Source organism: Stenotrophomonas sp. ASS1, from assembly GCF_004346925.1.
In the GTDB taxonomy this organism is placed as follows: Bacteria; Pseudomonadota; Gammaproteobacteria; order Xanthomonadales; family Xanthomonadaceae; genus Stenotrophomonas; species Stenotrophomonas maltophilia_A.
In genome coordinates, this window is record NZ_CP031167.1 from 245031 (window position 1) to 262367 (window position 17337).

At 65.9% G+C, this 17337-nt stretch carries 22 protein-coding genes and 1 tRNA gene; 16 read left to right on the plus strand and 7 right to left on the minus strand.

Annotation, left to right across the window (positions count from 1 at the left end):
* Nucleotides 1-78 precede the first annotated feature (78 nt).
* From MG068_RS01090 to MG068_RS01100, 3 genes are all read left to right on the plus strand, one after another.
* Nucleotides 79-453 (plus strand): hypothetical protein, encoded by a 375-nt coding sequence (locus MG068_RS01090; RefSeq protein WP_049399851.1) that lies wholly within the window; start codon nt 79-81, stop codon nt 451-453.
* A gap of 73 nt (nt 454-526) precedes the next feature.
* Nucleotides 527-1210, plus strand: coding sequence for a response regulator transcription factor (locus MG068_RS01095; protein ID WP_004136763.1), 684 nt, complete (start codon nt 527-529; stop codon nt 1208-1210).
* 25 nt (nt 1211-1235) lie between these two features.
* A complete protein-coding gene (locus MG068_RS01100) occupies nt 1236-2660 on the plus strand; it encodes an ATP-binding protein (protein ID WP_071229404.1) in 1425 nt (474 codons plus the stop codon).
* A 298-nt stretch (nt 2661-2958) separates the two neighbouring features.
* Here the strand turns inward: MG068_RS01100 and MG068_RS01110 are convergent, their stop codons facing one another.
* Together MG068_RS01110 and MG068_RS01115 are read right to left on the minus strand one after the other, a co-directional pair.
* Nucleotides 2959-3750, minus strand: coding sequence for a M90 family metallopeptidase (locus MG068_RS01110; RefSeq protein ID WP_165929914.1), 792 nt, complete (start codon nt 3748-3750; stop codon nt 2959-2961).
* Nucleotides 3717-3995, minus strand: a complete 279-nt coding sequence (locus MG068_RS01115; RefSeq protein ID WP_032128189.1) for a hypothetical protein — start codon at nt 3993-3995, stop codon at nt 3717-3719. Before MG068_RS01115 ends, MG068_RS01110 begins: the two co-directional genes overlap by 34 nt.
* Nucleotides 3996-4139: 144 nt before the next feature.
* Here MG068_RS01115 and birA point away from each other — a divergent pair, with 144 nt between their 5' ends.
* The 4 genes from birA (at nt 4140) to MG068_RS01135 (ending at nt 6810) form a co-directional block, all read left to right on the plus strand.
* A complete protein-coding gene (gene birA / locus MG068_RS01120) occupies nt 4140-5108 on the plus strand; it encodes a bifunctional biotin--[acetyl-CoA-carboxylase] ligase/biotin operon repressor BirA (RefSeq protein ID WP_132808845.1) in 969 nt (322 codons plus the stop codon).
* Nucleotides 5105-5836: a type III pantothenate kinase gene (locus MG068_RS01125; RefSeq protein WP_005407698.1), complete on the plus strand. Its 732-nt coding sequence runs from the start codon at nt 5105-5107 to the stop codon at nt 5834-5836. The genes birA and MG068_RS01125 overlap by 4 nt, the downstream gene beginning before the upstream one ends.
* 9 nt (nt 5837-5845) lie before the next feature.
* On the plus strand, nt 5846-6694 hold the full coding sequence (locus tag MG068_RS01130) for an SPOR domain-containing protein (RefSeq protein ID WP_132808847.1): 849 nt from the start codon (nt 5846-5848) through the stop codon (nt 6692-6694).
* Nucleotides 6695-6734: 40 nt separating this feature from the next.
* Nucleotides 6735-6810: transfer RNA gene (locus tag MG068_RS01135), tRNA-Thr, on the plus strand.
* Between the two features lie 84 nt (nt 6811-6894).
* Here MG068_RS01135 and MG068_RS01140 read toward each other — a convergent pair.
* Nucleotides 6895-8019 (minus strand): XVIPCD domain-containing protein, encoded by a 1125-nt coding sequence (locus tag MG068_RS01140; protein ID WP_132808849.1) that lies wholly within the window; start codon nt 8017-8019, stop codon nt 6895-6897.
* A 27-nt stretch (nt 8020-8046) separates the two neighbouring features.
* Nucleotides 8047-8646: a hypothetical protein gene (locus MG068_RS01145; protein ID WP_132808851.1), complete on the minus strand. Its 600-nt coding sequence runs from the start codon at nt 8644-8646 to the stop codon at nt 8047-8049.
* A 231-nt stretch (nt 8647-8877) separates the two neighbouring features.
* On the opposite strand from MG068_RS01145, the gene MG068_RS01150 reads away from it, so the two are divergent.
* Complete coding sequence (locus MG068_RS01150) at nt 8878-9165, plus strand: type II toxin-antitoxin system RelE/ParE family toxin (RefSeq protein ID WP_132808853.1); 288 nt, start codon at nt 8878-8880, stop codon at nt 9163-9165.
* A 58-nt stretch (nt 9166-9223) separates the two neighbouring features.
* Nucleotides 9224-9526, plus strand: coding sequence for an addiction module antidote protein (locus MG068_RS01155; protein WP_029380112.1), 303 nt, complete (start codon nt 9224-9226; stop codon nt 9524-9526).
* A gap of 175 nt (nt 9527-9701) precedes the next feature.
* On the opposite strand, the gene MG068_RS01160 is transcribed toward MG068_RS01155, so the two are convergent.
* Nucleotides 9702-10103, minus strand: coding sequence for a hypothetical protein (locus MG068_RS01160; protein ID WP_132808855.1), 402 nt, complete (start codon nt 10101-10103; stop codon nt 9702-9704).
* Nucleotides 10104-10699: 596 nt separating this feature from the next.
* On the opposite strand from MG068_RS01160, the gene MG068_RS01165 reads away from it, so the two are divergent.
* A complete protein-coding gene (locus MG068_RS01165) occupies nt 10700-11470 on the plus strand; it encodes a DUF3011 domain-containing protein (RefSeq protein WP_132808857.1) in 771 nt (256 codons plus the stop codon).
* Nucleotides 11471-11528: 58 nt separating this feature from the next.
* Nucleotides 11529-12473, plus strand: coding sequence for an ankyrin repeat domain-containing protein (locus MG068_RS01170; protein ID WP_132808859.1), 945 nt, complete (start codon nt 11529-11531; stop codon nt 12471-12473).
* A 17-nt stretch (nt 12474-12490) separates the two neighbouring features.
* Here the strand turns inward: MG068_RS01170 and MG068_RS01175 are convergent, their stop codons facing one another.
* Nucleotides 12491-12838, minus strand: a complete 348-nt coding sequence (locus tag MG068_RS01175) for a hypothetical protein (RefSeq protein WP_132808861.1) — start codon at nt 12836-12838, stop codon at nt 12491-12493.
* Between the two features lie 130 nt (nt 12839-12968).
* Here MG068_RS01175 and rocF point away from each other — a divergent pair, with 130 nt between their 5' ends.
* The 3 genes from rocF to MG068_RS01190 all read left to right on the plus strand — a co-directional run bounded on the left by rocF (nt 12969) and on the right by MG068_RS01190 (nt 14614).
* Nucleotides 12969-13889: an arginase gene (rocF, locus tag MG068_RS01180; RefSeq protein ID WP_094001609.1), complete on the plus strand. Its 921-nt coding sequence runs from the start codon at nt 12969-12971 to the stop codon at nt 13887-13889.
* A gap of 162 nt (nt 13890-14051) precedes the next feature.
* On the plus strand, nt 14052-14189 hold the full coding sequence (locus MG068_RS01185) for an entericidin A/B family lipoprotein (protein ID WP_008266021.1): 138 nt from the start codon (nt 14052-14054) through the stop codon (nt 14187-14189).
* Nucleotides 14190-14392: 203 nt separating this feature from the next.
* On the plus strand, nt 14393-14614 hold the full coding sequence (locus MG068_RS01190) for a CsbD family protein (RefSeq protein WP_004153772.1): 222 nt from the start codon (nt 14393-14395) through the stop codon (nt 14612-14614).
* Nucleotides 14615-14687: 73 nt separating this feature from the next.
* On the opposite strand, the gene MG068_RS01195 is transcribed toward MG068_RS01190, so the two are convergent.
* Nucleotides 14688-15488 (minus strand): hypothetical protein, encoded by an 801-nt coding sequence (locus tag MG068_RS01195; RefSeq protein ID WP_132808863.1) that lies wholly within the window; start codon nt 15486-15488, stop codon nt 14688-14690.
* A 108-nt stretch (nt 15489-15596) separates the two neighbouring features.
* Here MG068_RS01195 and MG068_RS01200 point away from each other — a divergent pair, with 108 nt between their 5' ends.
* On the plus strand, nt 15597-16889 hold the full coding sequence (locus MG068_RS01200) for a tryptophan--tRNA ligase (RefSeq protein WP_132808864.1): 1293 nt from the start codon (nt 15597-15599) through the stop codon (nt 16887-16889).
* Between the two features lie 137 nt (nt 16890-17026).
* Nucleotides 17027-17329, plus strand: a complete 303-nt coding sequence (locus MG068_RS01205; RefSeq protein ID WP_065724234.1) for a hypothetical protein — start codon at nt 17027-17029, stop codon at nt 17327-17329.
* Nucleotides 17330-17337 lie beyond the last annotated feature (8 nt).

Consider the following 17337-nt stretch of genomic DNA (forward strand, 5'->3'; position numbering starts at 1 on the left):
GTAAAACGCTGGGTTTCGAACCCGGCGCCGGATTTACGACTTTTGAACGAATCGCCGTGCTCGGCTAGGATCGCATCGATGTCTTCCGCTCCCTTCCACCGCCGCATTGCCCTGGCCACCTGCGTGGTCCTATCGGCTGTGCCGCTGTCTTCGGCGCTGGCGCAACAGCCGCCGCGCGGCGACCAGGGGCGGGCGGAGATGATGGAGCGGGGCGAGCGCGGCAACCGTGGCGACGAGCGTTCGCTGTCCGATGCCGTGCGCCGCGTGCAGCGCACCACCGGCGGCCACATCCTCGGCGCCGAGCGCGTGCCGTTCGATGGTCGTGATATCAACCGGGTGAAGTACATGGACGATCGGGGCCGGGTCCGCTACATGGACGACCCCGCGCCGTCGCGTTCACAGCCGCGCACGCCGCGGTCGGATATGTCATCACTACGCGGCGATAACCCCTGAACAGGGATAGTTGTCGCTATCAACCCGTACCCCACAGGCCTCCGGGCCATACCCAGGACACTAGGGAGAGTTCATGCGTATCCTTCTGGTCGAAGACGAAGCCCCGCTGCGTGAGACCCTGGCAGCCCGGCTCAAGCGCGAAGGCTTTGCCGTCGATGCTGCGCAGGACGGCGAGGAAGGCCTCTACATGGGGCGCGAAGTCCCGTTCGATGTCGGCATCATCGACCTCGGCCTGCCCAAGATGTCGGGCATGGAGCTGATCAAGGCCCTGCGTGACGAAGGCAAGAAGTTCCCGGTGCTGATCCTGACCGCGCGTTCGAGCTGGCAGGACAAGGTCGAGGGCCTGAAGCAGGGCGCCGACGATTACCTGGTCAAGCCGTTCCACGTCGAAGAACTGCTGGCCCGCGTCAACGCGCTGCTGCGCCGCGCCGCTGGCTGGAGCAAGCCGACGCTGGAATGCGGCCCGGTTGCGCTGGATCTCGCCGCCCAGACCGTCAGCGTGGCCGGCAGCAATGTCGACCTGACCAGCTACGAGTACAAGGTGCTGGAGTACCTGATGATGCATGCCGGTGAACTGGTCTCGAAGGCCGATCTCACCGAGCACATCTACCAGCAGGACTTCGACCGCGACTCGAACGTGCTGGAGGTCTTCATCGGCCGCCTGCGCAAGAAGCTGGACCCGGATGGCGAACTGAAGCCGATCGAGACCGTGCGCGGTCGCGGCTACCGTTTCGCGATCCCGCGCAACGAGGGCTGAGCCGGCTCACCCTGGCGATAACACGATGTCCGGCCGTCTGTGGTTCTTCCGACGCTGGCGGCCGCGCTCACTGCAGGCGCGCCAGATGTTCGCCGCGTCCGTGGGTCTGGTCGCGTTCCTGGCGCTGGCCGGTTACGCGCTCGACGCCGCCTTCGCCGATACGGCGAAGGCGAACCTGCGTGAGCGCCTGAAGAACTACGCCACCGCCTATGCGGCCGGCATCGACTTCACCCGCGACCGCTCGCTGTACATCCGCGAGCAGCCACCGGATTCGCGCTTCGACGTGCCGGGCAGCGGCCTGTACCTGCAGGTGGTGATGCCGCACGGCAAGGGCAATTCGATGTCTGCCGAAGGCCCGATGCTGCCCACCGTCGGCGGCGGCCTGCTGGCACCTCGCCAGGAAGTGTTCGAAGGCCCGTTGCCGATGATCCAGATCGACGGCAGCCAAGGCTCGGTGTACCGCTATGGCCTGGGCCTGGTGTGGGATGCCGACGCCGACCCCGCCACCGAATTCCCGTACACCATCTACGTGATGGAAGACTCGCGCGCGCTGGGTGCACAGCTGCGGGTGTTCCGCAGCCGGGTCTGGTTCTACCTCGGTGGCATCGGCCTGATCCTGCTGCTGCTGCAGACCGTCATTCTGCAGTGGAGCCTGCGGCCCCTGCGTCGCGTGATTACCGAGCTGACCAAGGTGCAGCGCGGCGAAACCGAGCGCATGAGCGAGCGCCACCCGCGCGAGCTGGAACCGCTGACCGACAGCATCAACGCCTTCATTGAAAGCGAGCGCGAGAACCTCGAGCGTCAGCGCAATACCCTGGCCGACCTGGCGCACAGCCTGAAGACACCGATCGCAGTGCTGCGCACGCAGATGGACAGTGGCGCGGGCGATGGCGCGCTGCGCGAGGAGCTGGACGTGCAGCTGCAGCGCATGAACAACCTGGTCTCCTACCAGCTGGCACGTGCTGCGTCGTCGGGCCACAAGCTGTTCTCCGCGCCGCTGCCGATCGAATCCAACGCCGAGGAAATCGTGCGTGGCCTGGAGAAGGTCTACGCCTCCAAGGGCGTGCTGTGCGAATTCGATATCGACCCGGCCGCGCGCTTCCACGGCGAACCGGGCGACCTGCAGGAACTGCTCGGCAACCTGCTGGAAAACGCCTTCAAGTGGGCCAACCGCCGCGTGCTGCTGACCGCGCAGCCGCTGCCGGCACCGAACGCGCGCCGCGCGGGCCTGCTGCTTGCGGTGGACGACGATGGCCCCGGCATCGCCCCGGACGACATCGGCAAGGTGCTGCAGCGTGGCGTGCGTGGCGACGAGCGCGTGCAGGGCCACGGTATCGGCCTGTCGATCGTGCAGGACCTGATCAAGGATTATCGCGGTGAACTGGCTGTGGGCCGCTCCGAGGAACTGGGCGGCGCCCGTTTCGAAGTGCGCCTGCCGCCGGGGCCGTAACTCGCGCGTTCCCGTCCGCGGGGCATCGCTTGGCGCAACAGCGCGTGGCGTTCCGGTAGTGCCGGCCGCTGGCCGGCAACCTCATGATCTTCGGTGGCATTGCCAAGGTGCCGGCCAGCGGCCGGCACTACCGTATTTCGATCGCCGGCGGCTCGCCATAGAACCGCCGCAGCTGCGCGTTCCCGTCCGCCGGGCATCGCCTGGCGCAACAGCGCGTGGTGTTCCGGTAGTGCCGGCCGCTGGCCGGCAACCTCATGAACTTCGGTGGCATTGCCAAGGTGCCGGCCAGCGGCCGGCACTAACGTGTTTCGATCGCCGGCGGCTCGCCATAGAACCGCCGCAGTTGCGCAGCGACGTCCGGCAACGCCTGCTGCAGCAGATCCGGCGCGGAGAAGTGGTACTCGCTGGTCACCGCGAAGAATTCTTCCGGTGCCTCGGCCGCATACGGATCGATCAGCGATTCTTCGCCCGCATCGACCTGGGCACAGAAGGCGTCGTAGGCGCGCTGGAACGTGGCCGCCCACTCGCGCTGCCATGCGCGCGGCAGCGGCGGCGTGCCGTCCATCGCACCGTCCAGTGCATCCAGCTTGTGCACCATTTCGTGCACCGCCACGCAGTAGCCCTCGTGCGGCGCCGCCAGGTCGGCCTGCACATCGGCCCAGGACAGGATCAACGGACCGCTGTCCCACGATTCGCCAATCAGTTCGTCATCCCACTCATGCAGCACCCCGGCCGCATCCATGTGGCTGCGGTGCACGCGGAATGCGTCGGGGTAGATGATCAGCTGCGACCAGCCTTCCAGTCCCACCTCGCCGAATTCCAGCAGCGGCAGGCAGCACAGCGCGGCCAGCAGCACGCCATCGCCGGCCTGCAGCTGCAGCTCACCAATTGGGGTAATGGTCTTCTCATGCAGGAAGCGCGTGGTCAGCACACGCAGGCGCGTGCGGCGTTCGTCGTCCAGTCCGTGCAGCCAGGCCGCGCGGCGGAAGGCGTCATCCCAAAGTGCATCGTCGATCGGCCGCGGCGCAGGCCGCAGCCACTGCAGCAACGACTTGATCAGCGGAACATTCCCGGCAGGTAGCTGTGCCACTTCGGCGCGCGGATGCGCGGCAGCATGTCGTCGTCGCTGCCACCGCCACCGGTGGTGGTGCTGGCTGCCGGGCGTACCGGCGCCGCCTTGGTACTGGCGGCCGATGCGCTGGCGGTGGGCGCGCGCTGCGAGGCGGCATCGCCATTGGAGGACACGCAGGCCCCACGGCTGTCGTCCAGCGCTGCTGTCGCAGACGCCGCGAAGGGCATCAGCAGCAGGATCAGGCAATGGGCATAACGGCGCATTGACGACATCCACGTTAAGGGAGGGTGAGTTCCCGATTCTAGCCCGAACCCGGCGCCCCGTTGGAAGCCCCCGCGAAACCCAGCGTGGCGGGCGTCGCTGGCGGCTTTCCCGCATAATTCCTTCCTGACTTCGTGGAAGCTGCCGTGGACGATCGCCAATTGCTGGCCAAACTCGCTGCCGGTCGCCTGTCCGGCGACGCCCTGGCCCGTGAGCTGGGTCAGACCCGGGCGGCCATTTGGAAGCGTATTCAAGGACTTAGGGCCGCCGGTGTGGACATCGAGGGCCGTGCTGGCGAAGGCTATGGCCTGACCCGTCCGGTCGACCTGCTGGACCCGGACGCGATCCGCGCCGGCTTGCCTGCCGACGTCCAGACCCTGCTGCACGAGCTGCAGGTGGCCTGGACGGTGGACTCGACCAACGCCGAATTGCTGCGTTGCAGCGCGCCCCAGCGCGGGGTGAGCGTTCTGCTGGCCGAACGCCAGACCGGCGGCCGTGGCCGTCGCGGCCGTGCTTGGGCCTCGCCGCTGGCCGCGCATATCTACCTGTCGGTGCTGCGCCTGTACTCCGGTGGCCTCGGCCGCCTGGCCGGGCTGAGCCTGGTGGCCGGTATCGCCGTGGCCGAAGCGCTGCACGATCTGGGCTACACCCAGGCCCAGCTGAAGTGGCCGAATGACCTGATCGTCGACGGCAAGCGCAAGCTGGTCGGCCTGCTCGCAGAAGGCGGTGGCGAGTACGCCGGCCCGGCGCGCGCGGTGATCGGCATCGGCATCAACACGCATATGCCACCGTCGTTCGCCGAGCAGATCACCCAGCCGTGGGTGGACCTGGACACGCTGGCCGGCAAGCCGGTGGACCGCAACATGGTCGTTGCTGCCGTGCTGACGCGCCTGCTGCCGGCGCTGGAAGAATTCGATCGCGAAGGCCTCGCTCCGTTCCTGCCGCGCTACGCCGCGTTCGACATGCTGGCTGGCCGCGAAGTGCGCGTGGAACTGGACGGGCAGTGGCAGCACGGGACCGCACTTGGCTTGGCTGACGACGGCGCGCTGCGCGTGCGCATCGATGGCCAGGAACGCCTGCTGCACGCCGGCGAAGTCAGCGTGAGGGCGGCATGAGCGATTGGTTGTTCGACTTGGGCAACTCGCGCTTCAAGTTCGCGCCGTTGCAGGGTGACCGCGCCGGCGACGTACAGGCCTGGGCGCACGGCGCCGAAGGCATGGCCGGGCAGCCGCCGCACAGCCTGCCCAGCGGCACCACCGCGTTCGTGGCCAGCGTGGCCGCACCGTCGCTGACCAGCGCCATGCTGGACCAGCTGCAGCGCCGCTTCGAACACGTGCATGTGGTGCGCACCAGCGCCGAATGTGCCGGCGTGCGCATTGCCTATGCCAAGCCGGAAAAGTTCGGCGTCGACCGCTTCCTGGCCCTGCTGGCCGCCGCCAAGGCGCAGCGCCCGGTGCTGGTGGTTGGCGTGGGCACCGCCTTGACGATTGACCTGCTCGACGCCGATGGCCAGCACCACGGCGGGCGCATTTCCGCATCGCCCACCACCATGCGCGAAGCACTGCACGCGCGTGCCGTGCAGCTGCCGGCGACCGGCGGCGACTACAGCGAGTTCGCCAACGACACCGCCGACGCGCTGGCCTCTGGCTGCGACGGCGCGGCCGTGGCGCTGATCGAACGCAGCGCACAGCAGGCGCACACGCTGCTGGGCGTGGCACCGTCGCTGCTGGTGCATGGTGGCGGCGCACCGGCGCTGATGCCGCTGCTGCCCGGCGCCGACTACCACCCATCGCTGGTGCTGGATGGCCTCGCCCGCTGGGCGGTGCACCAGCCCGCAGGCTAGTATCCGCGCATGCTGACCCGTGCCCTGATCGTCGTACTGGCCATCCTCAATCTTGGCGTCGCCTGCTGGTGGCTGCTGCGCGATGCACCGCAACCGCCCGCGCCGCCGCCGCAACCGGCCGGTGTGGCCGAGCTGCGCTGGGTGCCCGGTGGTTTGGATGCCAATGCCGCAGCCGAAGCGACTGCCGCTGCCCCGACCGCACCGCTGGTGGAGCGCGAACCGGCGGCGAAGACGGCTGTGGCTGTGGCGCCCGCGCCGGCCTTGCCGGCCAAGCCGGACATTCCCAAGCCGCCGACGGCTGACGCTGCGGCGGTTGCTGCTGCCGCCAAGCCGGTAGCGCCGCCTGCACCCGTACCGTCACCGGAAAAACCCGCAACCCCGCCCGCGGCCGCCGAGCCGCCGCGCTGCGTCGCACTGGGCCCGTTCGCCGACCGCGCCGCTGCGAGCAGCGCGCAGGGCAAGGCCGGCACGCTGATCAGCCAGGTGCGCCTGCGCGAACAGCCCGCTGCCAGTGGCAGTGCCCGTTACCGGGTGATGCTGCCGGCCGCCGCCAACCGCGACGAAGCGCAGGCCACCGTGAAGCGCATCGTCGCCGCCGGCCTGAGCGACTACTACATCATCAGCCAGGGCGAGGACATCAACGCCGTGGCGCTGGGCCAGTACCGCAACCGCGAAGGCGCCGAGCGGCGCATGGCGGCGGTGCAGGCCGCCGGCTTCCAGCCGCGCCTGGTCGCCAGCGGCGATGCCGGCCAATGGTGGCTGGAAGGGCAGCTGGCGGTGGGCACGCAGCCGGCCCAGGCCCAGCTGCGTAGCGGGGCGGCACAGAGCCGTTCGCTGGAATGCACGCGGTTGCGCTAGAATCCCCGGACCGCGGCGCTGCCGCCGGTGCACCACCCATGCCGCTTTAGCTCAGTTGGTAGAGCAACTGTCTTGTAAACAGTAGGTCATCCGTTCGATTCGGATAAGCGGCACCATCTCCATGATTCAGCGTCTCTTTGCGCTGCTCCAGGTACCTGCCCGGTGGTTCGAAGGGCGGCAGAGCTGTTTTCTCGACAGCCTTACCTTGAGAACGATGGCCCGTCCTGCGCATGAACCTGCTGCGCCGGCTGCTGTTCAAGATTTGCGGCCAACGCTTCAGCGCGATGCAGGGACTCTGCTTCAGGCACGCGAAGCGCGTCCATCGTATTCATGGTTCCACGGCGTTGGGCAGGATCGTCCATCGCTCCCTCGACGATGAATACTTTCTCGCCACGTGCAAGGGACTCTGTCGGGTTGTTCAATACAACGTGGTCAACTCTTGCAAGCCCTTGCTCCTTCGCGAGTACCAACAGACTCGCGGACATGCGCTGGCTCGACTCATCCCACTGCTTCCCGCTCTCGGCGTCCAGGCGTTCCACACCCGCTCTTATCTGCATGTAGAGAAAGCGGTCAGCGTTGCCGAGTTCAGCTACTGAGGAAGCTGTTCGCTGCACTGGGAGTGAGTCGTCGGCGACCACGGCGTCTCTTTCCGCAGCCGAAGTGCGCTCGGCGTCAAATTCTGGCTCGGGCCTACGTCGACGCTGCGTGGGTGCTATGTGCTGATCATAGTGCGCGCCATAGTAAAGCTCGTATGTCGCATGAGGACCAACAGAAGGAGCCTCCGTCTTGAACACCTCAGCGATCTGACTTAGTGCTTGGTTACGGTTGATCTGCCCTGCCTCGAGTTTCGCGGCAATGGCTCCATACTGCTGGGGGCGATCGCCTGTGCCCGACACGCCAATGTTCGGTCCTCCGGCTGCGGTGATTTCACGCTGGACCTGGACATTGCTGAGCGTGGCAGCTGCTTCTCCTCGTAGCGAGGTGTTCACAAAGGACTGCTTAGACGCCCGATCTGGTTGCTCAGTGAAGAGATGATGCCCAACTTCATGAGAAAGAGAACGTGCGATTCTGGAGCCTTGCCCGATGGCGTTCTCGTCAATGACGATCTTCACACCGGGAACAAGATAGGTGCCGCCACCGGCTGGCCCCCATTCGACACCCAGGTTGTCGTGATCAGCCTGTGCAAGACCCGCTCGAAGTGTTGGGGATTTGGTCAGAAGCGGTACCAGCGAAGGATCAACCAAAGGCGAAACCGGACGATGTGTGGCCCCTGGTCGGCCACTCTCCTGCGGCTGTGACAGTGCAAATTCTTCAGCACGCTCCATGGTGCGGCTCCTTCGCAATGACAGGGATCAGCGCTGACTGATCGATACGTAGGTCAGCGTCTTGTGGTCAAGGGAGAGCCCGAGTACAACCTTGGCACTGTTCACCTGAGCAGACCAGTAAGGGCGGGAATCAGGCGCATCCGGATGGGGTGGATACATGGCGGATTCCTCCCAGATGATTTCCCCGAGCGCGATGCTCGGTGGGGCGACCTCAAAGACCAAGGTCGCGTGCGTAGGATCGTCGGCAGGACTTCTCAGCGTGATGTTCTGGATCTCAAGTCCGCCCAGCATGCCGCGTTCTGCGGTCCGCTCGTCCCTCAAGCCTTGTCGAGTCGGTTCTCCCAGGTGTGTGTGGAGCTGTTCATTCAATGCGTCGACATCATCAAAACGCACCTTGGTCAAACGCTCGATGTCGTTCTTGAATCGCTCCATACCAGTTTCACTCCCTGATTCGACGGACTGTCTTTGATTCAGATGATCTGATGGGGTCGGCGGCGCGGCACTCGAACATGCTGCCAGCACAAGCGCCGGAATAGCGATCGCGAGGCGACGACGCACTGCTATCCAGAGGTGGCGCCGAAGTCCACGTTTTGATGAAGAAGCGAATTTCTCGACCCATGCATCCATGAAAGCGTCTCTCGCGCCAACGTCACGCTCTTGAATCTAGCACAGCGTTTTGTGAGGACGGATCGGGTTCCCGTGAAAAATGAGCTACTGAAAACGCACTCGGTTCCACTTTCCAGTTTGAAAAACGCGGCGTCAGCTGCGAGGTAGGGAACGTCAAACGGAAGGCCGAGCACATCTCCATGCGCGCAATCCGATAGTTGAAAGGCTGTAGCCAGTAGGCTACAGTCCTCCATGAAGATCCAGCGTACCCGTCAGTTCGCGACATGGATTGACGCTCTCAAGGGCGTAACCGCACGCGCTCGCATCCTGGCCCGTATCGGTCGGCTCGCTGAAGGCCATCCCGATGATCACCGCTATCTGGCGGATGGCGTTTCTGAATTGCGTATCGATGCAGGGCCGGGTTACCGCGTTTACTACACCCAGCGCGGCAGGCAGTTGGTGATTCTCCTGGTTGGAGGCGACAAGGGTTCGCAGCAGCGCGATATCGAGAAGGCCAAGGAGATTGCGCGTGCCCTGTGAGCATCGAACTTGCTGTAGGTGAAACGACTCAATACCGAAGTACTGGAGCTGTCCCATCATGGCCATCAAGAGAAAAGTCGAACTCAAATCATTTGATGTGGCCGAGCACCTTCGGACACCGGAGGAGATGGCGGCCTATCTCGATGCCTGCATCGAGGAAAGCGATGGCGATTCCGCGTTCATTGCCAAGGCGCTCGGCGACATCGCGCGCGCTCAGGGCATGAGCAAGGTTGCGCGTGCGGCGGGCTTGTCGCGCGAGAGTCTGTATCGCGCACTGTCGGGCGAGCGCAGCCCGGATTTCGCGACCATCCTGAAGGTGACCCGGGCCCTGGGTGTGCGATTGCATGCCAGCGCAGCATAAGCACAGGCGCCGATCATGATGCGTCGGCGCGGCGCCGGTCGCAAAGGCGGTGGAACGAAAATAGAGAAACCGCCTTTCGCCGGTTTTTCTCGTCCCAACCCGGTGAGTCAGCTCACTGTATGACGTGGGCAGATCCTTCGATCAACGCCGCACACACACTGCGACCGCCGCAGCCTCAGCTACGCGCCTGCAACGCCACATACTCCGCCAGCCCCCGGCAGGCCAGCATCAGCCCTTCGCGCGAGCCATCGCCGATGTCGTCTTTCTCTTCCCCGTCCACGCGCACACGCTCGGCGGCGTGATACAGCTCCAGCAGCGACACCAGGCCCACCGCGGCGCGATCCCGGCGAGCGGCGGCCACGGCCTGGCCGGGTGTGCTGGCCGGCCCTTGCCACGGCTGTCCGTCGGCGGCATCACCGGCGCGGATGCGCTGCAGGCAGCCGGGAAGATTGATCGGCGCGGGTGCCTCGTTCGCAGCGGCAAAAGCGGCTTCCAACGGCTGCGCCAGTTCGGGCGGCAGGCGCAGGGCGGCCTCGCCCAGGGTGGCTGTCAGGTACGGGTGATGGGTCTTGGACATGCGGGCATCCTCGTGCGGAACAGAGGCGCCACCGGCAGGGGGTGGCGGGCGATGCGTGGCTTCCAAGACCGGAATCAACGAAACGGCGGGCACGAGGCCCCCACGCACCGCCCGCCGTCGATCGGCGAACGGATTGCCGGCCGGCGCCGCCCTTGGGAAGACGGCGCCGGCTGGCAAGCGTATACAGCATCGATTACGCGGGCTTGGAAGACCCGACCACCTTTGCAGGTGGCGATTCATCATGCGCACGTGAAATCACCGCCTGCCAGTCGTTTGTTTCGATGGCATCGGGTGATCTGAAAGGAAAAATGAATTATCGCGTTTGGCCCGTTTCGGGCATTGCAATGCCAGAAGCGACATATCGCGCCGAGCTGCAGCCAACGACGAATCCTGGTGCGTCTTGCTGTCGCACAACCCTTCATGGCCCAGGAAGTAAAGCTGGCTTAACCGTCCCGGCAAAGCTCCAAGAACACCCTATCAGACATGAATCCCCACGCGCGCCACGCGAATCTTGATATTCCTCACGGACAGCCCGCAGCGCCCTACCGCATACTGCCGCCACAAGCCCCCCCCCTGGGCCCTTTCGGGATAAGCACATGCGTCGCCATGCCCTGCCGCTCACCGTCGCACTGTTGTCCACCGCCTTCATGGCGCCGGCCATGGCGGCGGTACCGTTCTTCAACGCCAGCTGCCCAGGCGGCATCGATGTGCACGCCGACGATGGCGGACCGGTCTACGTGCAGGGCCGCGAGGCCACGCTAAAGCGCTTCAACGACCGCTACTTCGAAGCACGCGATGCCAACAGCGGCATCACCCTGTCGATCAGCCGCAACGATGAAGGCACGCCGCAGATCAGCTACACCGGCCGAGACGGCGCCAATGGCATCTGCCAGGTCATTGTCAGCGGAACGCCCGCATCGTCTGAACATCGCGACCACCGTCGCCACGATGACGACAACGACACGGCACTACCGCGCGAAGTCACCTGCGAGTCCACCGACCAGCGCCAGGTGTCGTGCGACATGGATACCCGTGGCAACGTGGAAATCGTGCGCCAGCTCAGCCACACCCGTTGCGAACAAGGCCAGAACTGGGGCCTGTCGCGGCATTCGGTGTGGGTCAATGGCGGGTGCCGCGCGGTGTTCCGCAATGTGTCCAAGGCGGCCAACAGCGCGCCGGCTGGCGATACCGCGCTGGGTTCCTGCAACATGCGCAAGGGTGCGCAGGGCACGCTGGTGACCCAGCTACCGGTGGGCAGCGATTACCAGGAACTGATCATCGATTATCCCGATGGCCGCTTCCTGTGCATGATGCGCAACAACGGCCAGGTGCAGAGCTTGACGCCGGTTCGCCGCCGCGGCGGTTGAGTTCGTCGCGCCTGCGGCCGTATGGTGGCCCCCCATACACCCGTCTGGTGGCACCTCCATGTCCCATCTTCTGGCCAAAGCAGCTGAGAAGCAGGATCTCGACCGCATCGACGCACTGCTGGATGCCGGCGCGGACATCGAGTGGCAGCACAAGGGTACCGGTCGCACGCCGTTGTTGTCGGCGGTGATCGCCGGAAAGGCTTACGCGGTGGCGCGGCTGCTGGACCGCGGCGCCAACATCGAGCATGCCTGCACGGCGGTGGGCTTTACCGCACTGGGATGGGCGACCGAGCGCAACGACGCAGACATCGGACGCCTGCTGATCGCGCGCGGCGCCTCGCTGGACGTGGCCTCGCCGGAACTGCATCGCACACCGCTGATGGTGGCGGCGCAGGGCGGTCATCTGCCGATGGTCGAGCTGTTGCTGGCTGGCGGTGCTGATGTTGCACGCGTGGATTTCGAAGGACGCAATGCGCTGTCGCTGGCCGAGGCGCGTGGGCATGCGGCTGTGGTGCAGTGCATGCAGGCAGCGGGCGCACAGATGCCACCAGTGTTGGAGGAGGCGCCGCCGCTTGCGTGGCCTGAACCGGCCGCAGAAGGGGAACCGGCAGCCGTGGTGCGTGGCTATATGCTGGCTTGCCATGCATGGGAAACGCGTGGTTACCGTGATGCCAAGGCCGGTGGAGACCTGCTCGGTAGTGCAGCATTCCAACAGGAGCGCGCGGACATCCTCGCGGCCTGGTGTACCGACCGGAAGCGGGTGTATTCCACGGGCATGTCGGTGGGCAATCCGCCGGTGCACGTGCCGGAGGATCTGTTGGCCGCCGTCGGTCAGCCGACGGCCTCCAAGGCCGAAGTGCTGGTACGTGACCATGCACAGAAATCCCGCGCGCTACGTTACGAACGCCTGTTCGTGCTCAAGCGCGTGGCAGGGCAGTGGCGTATCGATGTGCTGAAGAAGCGCCTGTTCCGCACCGAAGCGTGGTCATCGGCGATTCTCTGAGCGCGACCCGCCGCGCGTCAGCCGCACGTCTTCCGCAGCAAAACCCACGCCAGCATCAGGGCGAACGTTCCGACCAAGGTCAGCCCGAACCACAGCGCGGCCACTTTTACGTTGCCGATCAACGCCGCCAGCATACGGTGCAGTTCGCTCTTCAGGATTGGATATTCAGCGTGTGCCTTGCGCAGACGCTGCCAACCCAACCCGAGGAATACCAGGGTCGAGAACGGCACCAGCAGGAGCGCCATCTGGATCAACCAACCGTTCGGCGTCGCATCAACCGTGCTGTTCAACAGAACCGCAAAAAGGGCGATGGGCAGTGCCACGATGAAAAAGCGCGGCCAGGCGGTATTGATGAAGGGCGACATCGCAATCTTCCATGAGGGGCGGCTGGGTCCGCGCGGCATCATGCCATGCCAATGTCCTGCTGCACCGCCGCGAGTGGTGTCACATCCCTCTGGCTAGACTGTGCTTCTTTTTCCCCCGCAGGAGGCACCCATGGCCCATCCCATCTCCGTATCCCTGATTGGCGTTCCCACCGACGTGGGTGCGGGCCATCGTGGTGCCCGGCTTGGCCCGGAAGCGCTGCGCGTGGCGGGCCTGCCGGAGGCGCTGGAGGCGCGCGGCGTGGACGTGCGTGACCTGGGCAACCTGGATGGCCCGCGCAACCCGTGGACCGCGCCGGTGGAAGGCTACCGCCACCTGGATGAAGTGGTGGCGTGGAACCATGCGCTGATGGAAGCCAGCTATGCCGAACTGCAGGCTGGCCGCATGCCGATCATGCTCGGCGGCGACCACTGCCTGGGCATCGGTTCGATCACCGCCGTGGCGCGCTGGTGCCGCGAGCAGGGCAAGACCCTGCGCGTGCTGTGGCTGGATGCCCATTCGGATTTCAACACCAGCGACGTGACCCCGTCGGGCAACATCCACGGCATGCCGGTGGCCTGCCTGTGCGGCCTCGGCCCGGATGCGTTGACCCGCCTCGGCGGCACCGTGCCGGCGATCACCCCGGCGCAGATGCACCAGATCGGCATCCGTTCGGTGGACCCGGACGAGAAGCGCCTGATCAAGACCCACAAGGTGGATGTCTATGACATGCGCTACATCGACGAGAACGGCATGAAGCGCACCGTAGAAGCAGCGCTGGCAGGCATCGACGAGAACACCCATCTGCATGTCAGCTTCGATGTGGACTTCCTCGACCCCAGCATCGCGCCGGGCGTGGGCACCACTGTGCCGGGCGGGGTGAACTACCGCGAGGCGCAGCTGGTGATGGAGATGATCGCCGACACCGGGCGCATGGGTTCGCTGGACATCGTCGAGCTCAACCCCTTGCTGGACAAGCAGAATGCCACCGCCGAACTGGCCGTGGACCTGGTCGAAAGCCTGTTCGGCAAGTCCACCCTGATGCGTGACTGACGGCGCCGCCTGAACGGATCTGTGATCCGTTCACGCCCGCTCCACGCCACTGCCGCCAGATTGCACTTCACGCGGCGGTGGTGGGCATTGGCCTTCTCCCGCCGAGCGAAAGAATCCCATCCGCGAATGAAGCGGTGTAGCGGCAAACCCAAGGAGAAGCCCATGAAGCGCGTAGTTGCCCTGATGCTGTTGTCGATGTTCTCGGTGGCCCTGCTGGCCGGCTGCAACACCATTGCCGGTGCCGGCAAGGACGTGCAGAAGGCGGGCGAGAAGGTCGAGGACACCGCGAAGGGCCGTTGAGCCCTGCACGGAACGGAAAGAGAAAAGGCCGGGGATTTCCCCGGCCTTTTTTTGCGCGTGCTTTTCGCTGCGTGCTGTCGATGCGGAGTGAACCATTCAAGCAGGTGAGCATCTATTTCATTGCCGGTTGACCGGTATTCAACAGCCGCTGCGCGAAGCTGGAGCCACGGTAAGAACGCCGTTGCAACCAAGGACTCCCAGCAATGAACAAAGACATCATTTCCGGCAAGTGGTCGCAGCTGAAGGGCAAGGCCCAGGCCAAGTGGGGCGATCTGACCAACGACGACTTCGATGTGGCCGAAGGCAATGCCGAGTATCTGGCCGGTCGCCTGCAGGAACGTTATGGCTGGGCCAAGGACCGCGCGGAGAAGGAAGTGCGTGAGTTCCAGGACGCCGTGAGCAAGGACTACCCGGACTACAAGTAAGCACTTCGGTTTCCCCCACGGCACAACGCCCGCACCGAGAGGTTGCGGGCGTTGTGTTGTCTGGGCGGGACGATCAGCGCGCCGGCGGGTCCGGCACGTAGCGGTTGGGGAAGGCCTGTGGTTCGCGCGGCAGGCGCGACGGCGAATCCACCAGGATGCCGCGTGCGCGCAGGTTGCGGGCGCTGTCGTAACGCAGCTGCAGTACCTGTGCGGGGCTGCGGCTGGCGCGTTCGAAGTCGGTATCGCGCACCGAAGACTGCTCGCGTGCACCGTGGCCGGTGCCCAGCGCTGGCGCCTGCGACTTGCTGGCATAGCCCTCGATGCGGCTGCTGCTGGCGCTGGCATCGGCCGACGCTTCCGCCGCCGGGGCTGGCAGCGGCAGGCCACGGCGCAGGATCGGATCCGGACGCCAGCGGCGCGCTTCCTCGAACACCGCTACGCCCACCACGCCGATGTTGTCCGGGCGGCCGGTGCGGCTGGCATAACTGCCGCTGGGGCTGCTGAACACGAACTGCGCCACTTCGTCCTGGCTCTTGCGCCAGCCGGTGATGTCGGCGCGCTGGCCGGGGTTGAGCACGTAGCCGGTCTGCGAGGGATCGGCATCTTCGCCGGAGATGGCGTTGACGCCGTCCACCGACAGCACCACCAGCACCCGGCGCGGGCTGTCGTTGTACAGGCGCACGGCGTAGCGGTGGCCGCGCTCGCCGGCCACCCAGCGCTGGCCCTCGGCGGGGTAGCTGCGCAGTTCGGTGCCGCGGTCGCGGTCGACCAGGGCCATGCGCACGGGGCCGCCCTCGTACACCGGCGGCGGCATCGGGGCCGGGCGGAAGCCGGCCAGGGGCAGGATCAGCAGCAGGGGCAGCAGGCGTTTCATCGGGCGTCTCCAGCGGGGTTGCGTGAATGAACGCGCCGCAGGCCCTGACGGGGTTGGTGGCGTGCAAGGTAAACTGGCCCCGTTCATCGAAGGTTACCCCACGCAGTCATGACGACCCGAGTCCTTACCGGCATCACCCCCTCCGGCACGCCCCACCTGGGCAACTACGTTGGCGCCATCCGTCCGGCCATCGCGGCCAGCCGCGCGCCGGGGATCGAGAGCTTCTTCTTCCTGGCCGACCTGCACAGCCTGATCAAGTCCCAGGACCCGCAGCGCACCCAGCGCGCGACCCTGGAGATCGCAGCCAGCTGGCTGGCCTGCGGGCTGGACCCGGAACACGTGTGGTTCTACCGCCAGAGCGACATCCGCGAGACCACCGAGCTGATGTGGTTCCTGACCGCCATCGCCAGCAAGGGCATCCTCAACCGCGCGCATGCCTACAAGGCGGCGGTGGACAAGAACCGCGAGGAAGGCGTGGACGAGGACGCAGGCGTCAGCGCCGGCCTGTTCATGTACCCGGTGCTGATGGCCGCCGACATCCTGATCTTCAAGGCCAACCAGGTACCGGTGGGCCGTGACCAGATCCAGCACATCGAGATGGCGCGCGATTTCGCCCAGCGCTTCAACCATGTGTACGGCAAGGAGTACTTCCCGCTGCCGGACGTGGTGATCGACGAGCAGGTGGCGACGCTGGCGGGCCTGGATGGCCGCAAGATGAGCAAGAGCTACCACAACACCATTCCGCTGTTCGTGCCGCGCGAAGAGCTGAAGAAGCTGGTGTTCTCGATCCTGACCGACTCGCGCGCACCGGGCGAGCCGAAGGACACCGAGGGCTCGGCGCTGTTCCAGATGTACCAGGCGTTCGCCACCCCGGAACAGACCGCGGAATTCGCCAAGGCGTTCGCCGCCGGCATCAGCTGGGGCGATGCCAAGCAGCAGCTGTTCGAGCGCATCGACAGTGAGCTCTCGCCGCTGCGCGAGCGCTACAACGCGCTGATGGCCGAGCCGGAGAAGATCGAGGCGCTGCTCAAGCGCCGTGGCCAGCATCTGCGCGAGCAGCTGGCGGCACCGCTGCTGGACGAGCTGCGCCATGCGGTCGGCCTGCGTGATCTGTCCAGCGCGGGCGATATCGCCAGCGAGGATGCCGGCGTGGCCCGCGTGGCACCGCCGCTGTTCAAGCAGTACCGCGAAAAGGATGGCCGCTTCTACTTCAAGCTGACCGCTGGTGACGGCACGCTGCTGATCCAGAGCGAAGGCTTCGATTCGCCGCGCGATGCGGGCCAGCTGATCGCGGTGATCAAGCAGGCCGAGCAGGGCGACCAGCTGCAGAGCGAGCTGTTCAAGCTGGACGCCGAGGTGGACGCCGTGCTGGCTGCCCTGGCCGTGCTGCGCGAAGCGTAAGGGGTAGTGCCGGCCGCTGGCCGGCAACTGCACGTTCCCCAGGCTCCCGGAAATGCCGGCCAGCGGCCGGCACTACCACGGCATTGACCCATGGCATGATGTCCGCGCGCCTCCGGCGCGATGACATGGAGTCTGCGATGGCCTGGTTGTCGCTGCTGCTGTTCCTGCCCTGGTTCCTGCTGCTGGGCAGCCTGTACTGGCTGTTCCCGCGCCAGCCGCGTACCGCGCGGCGGCGCCTGTTCGACAGCACCACCCTGGTGCTCGCATTCGCGCTGAGCATCGTGTCGATGCTGTGGGGCTACCGCATTGGCGTGGTGCAGCCGGGCGCCGGCCCGATCTGGCCGCAGGTGCTGGCGGTGCTGTACGCCTACGGCGCGTTCCTGGCGGTGCTGGTGTTGGCCCTGTTGCTGCGGCCGCGGTTCGCATTGCGCTCCGGCTGATCGGTAGT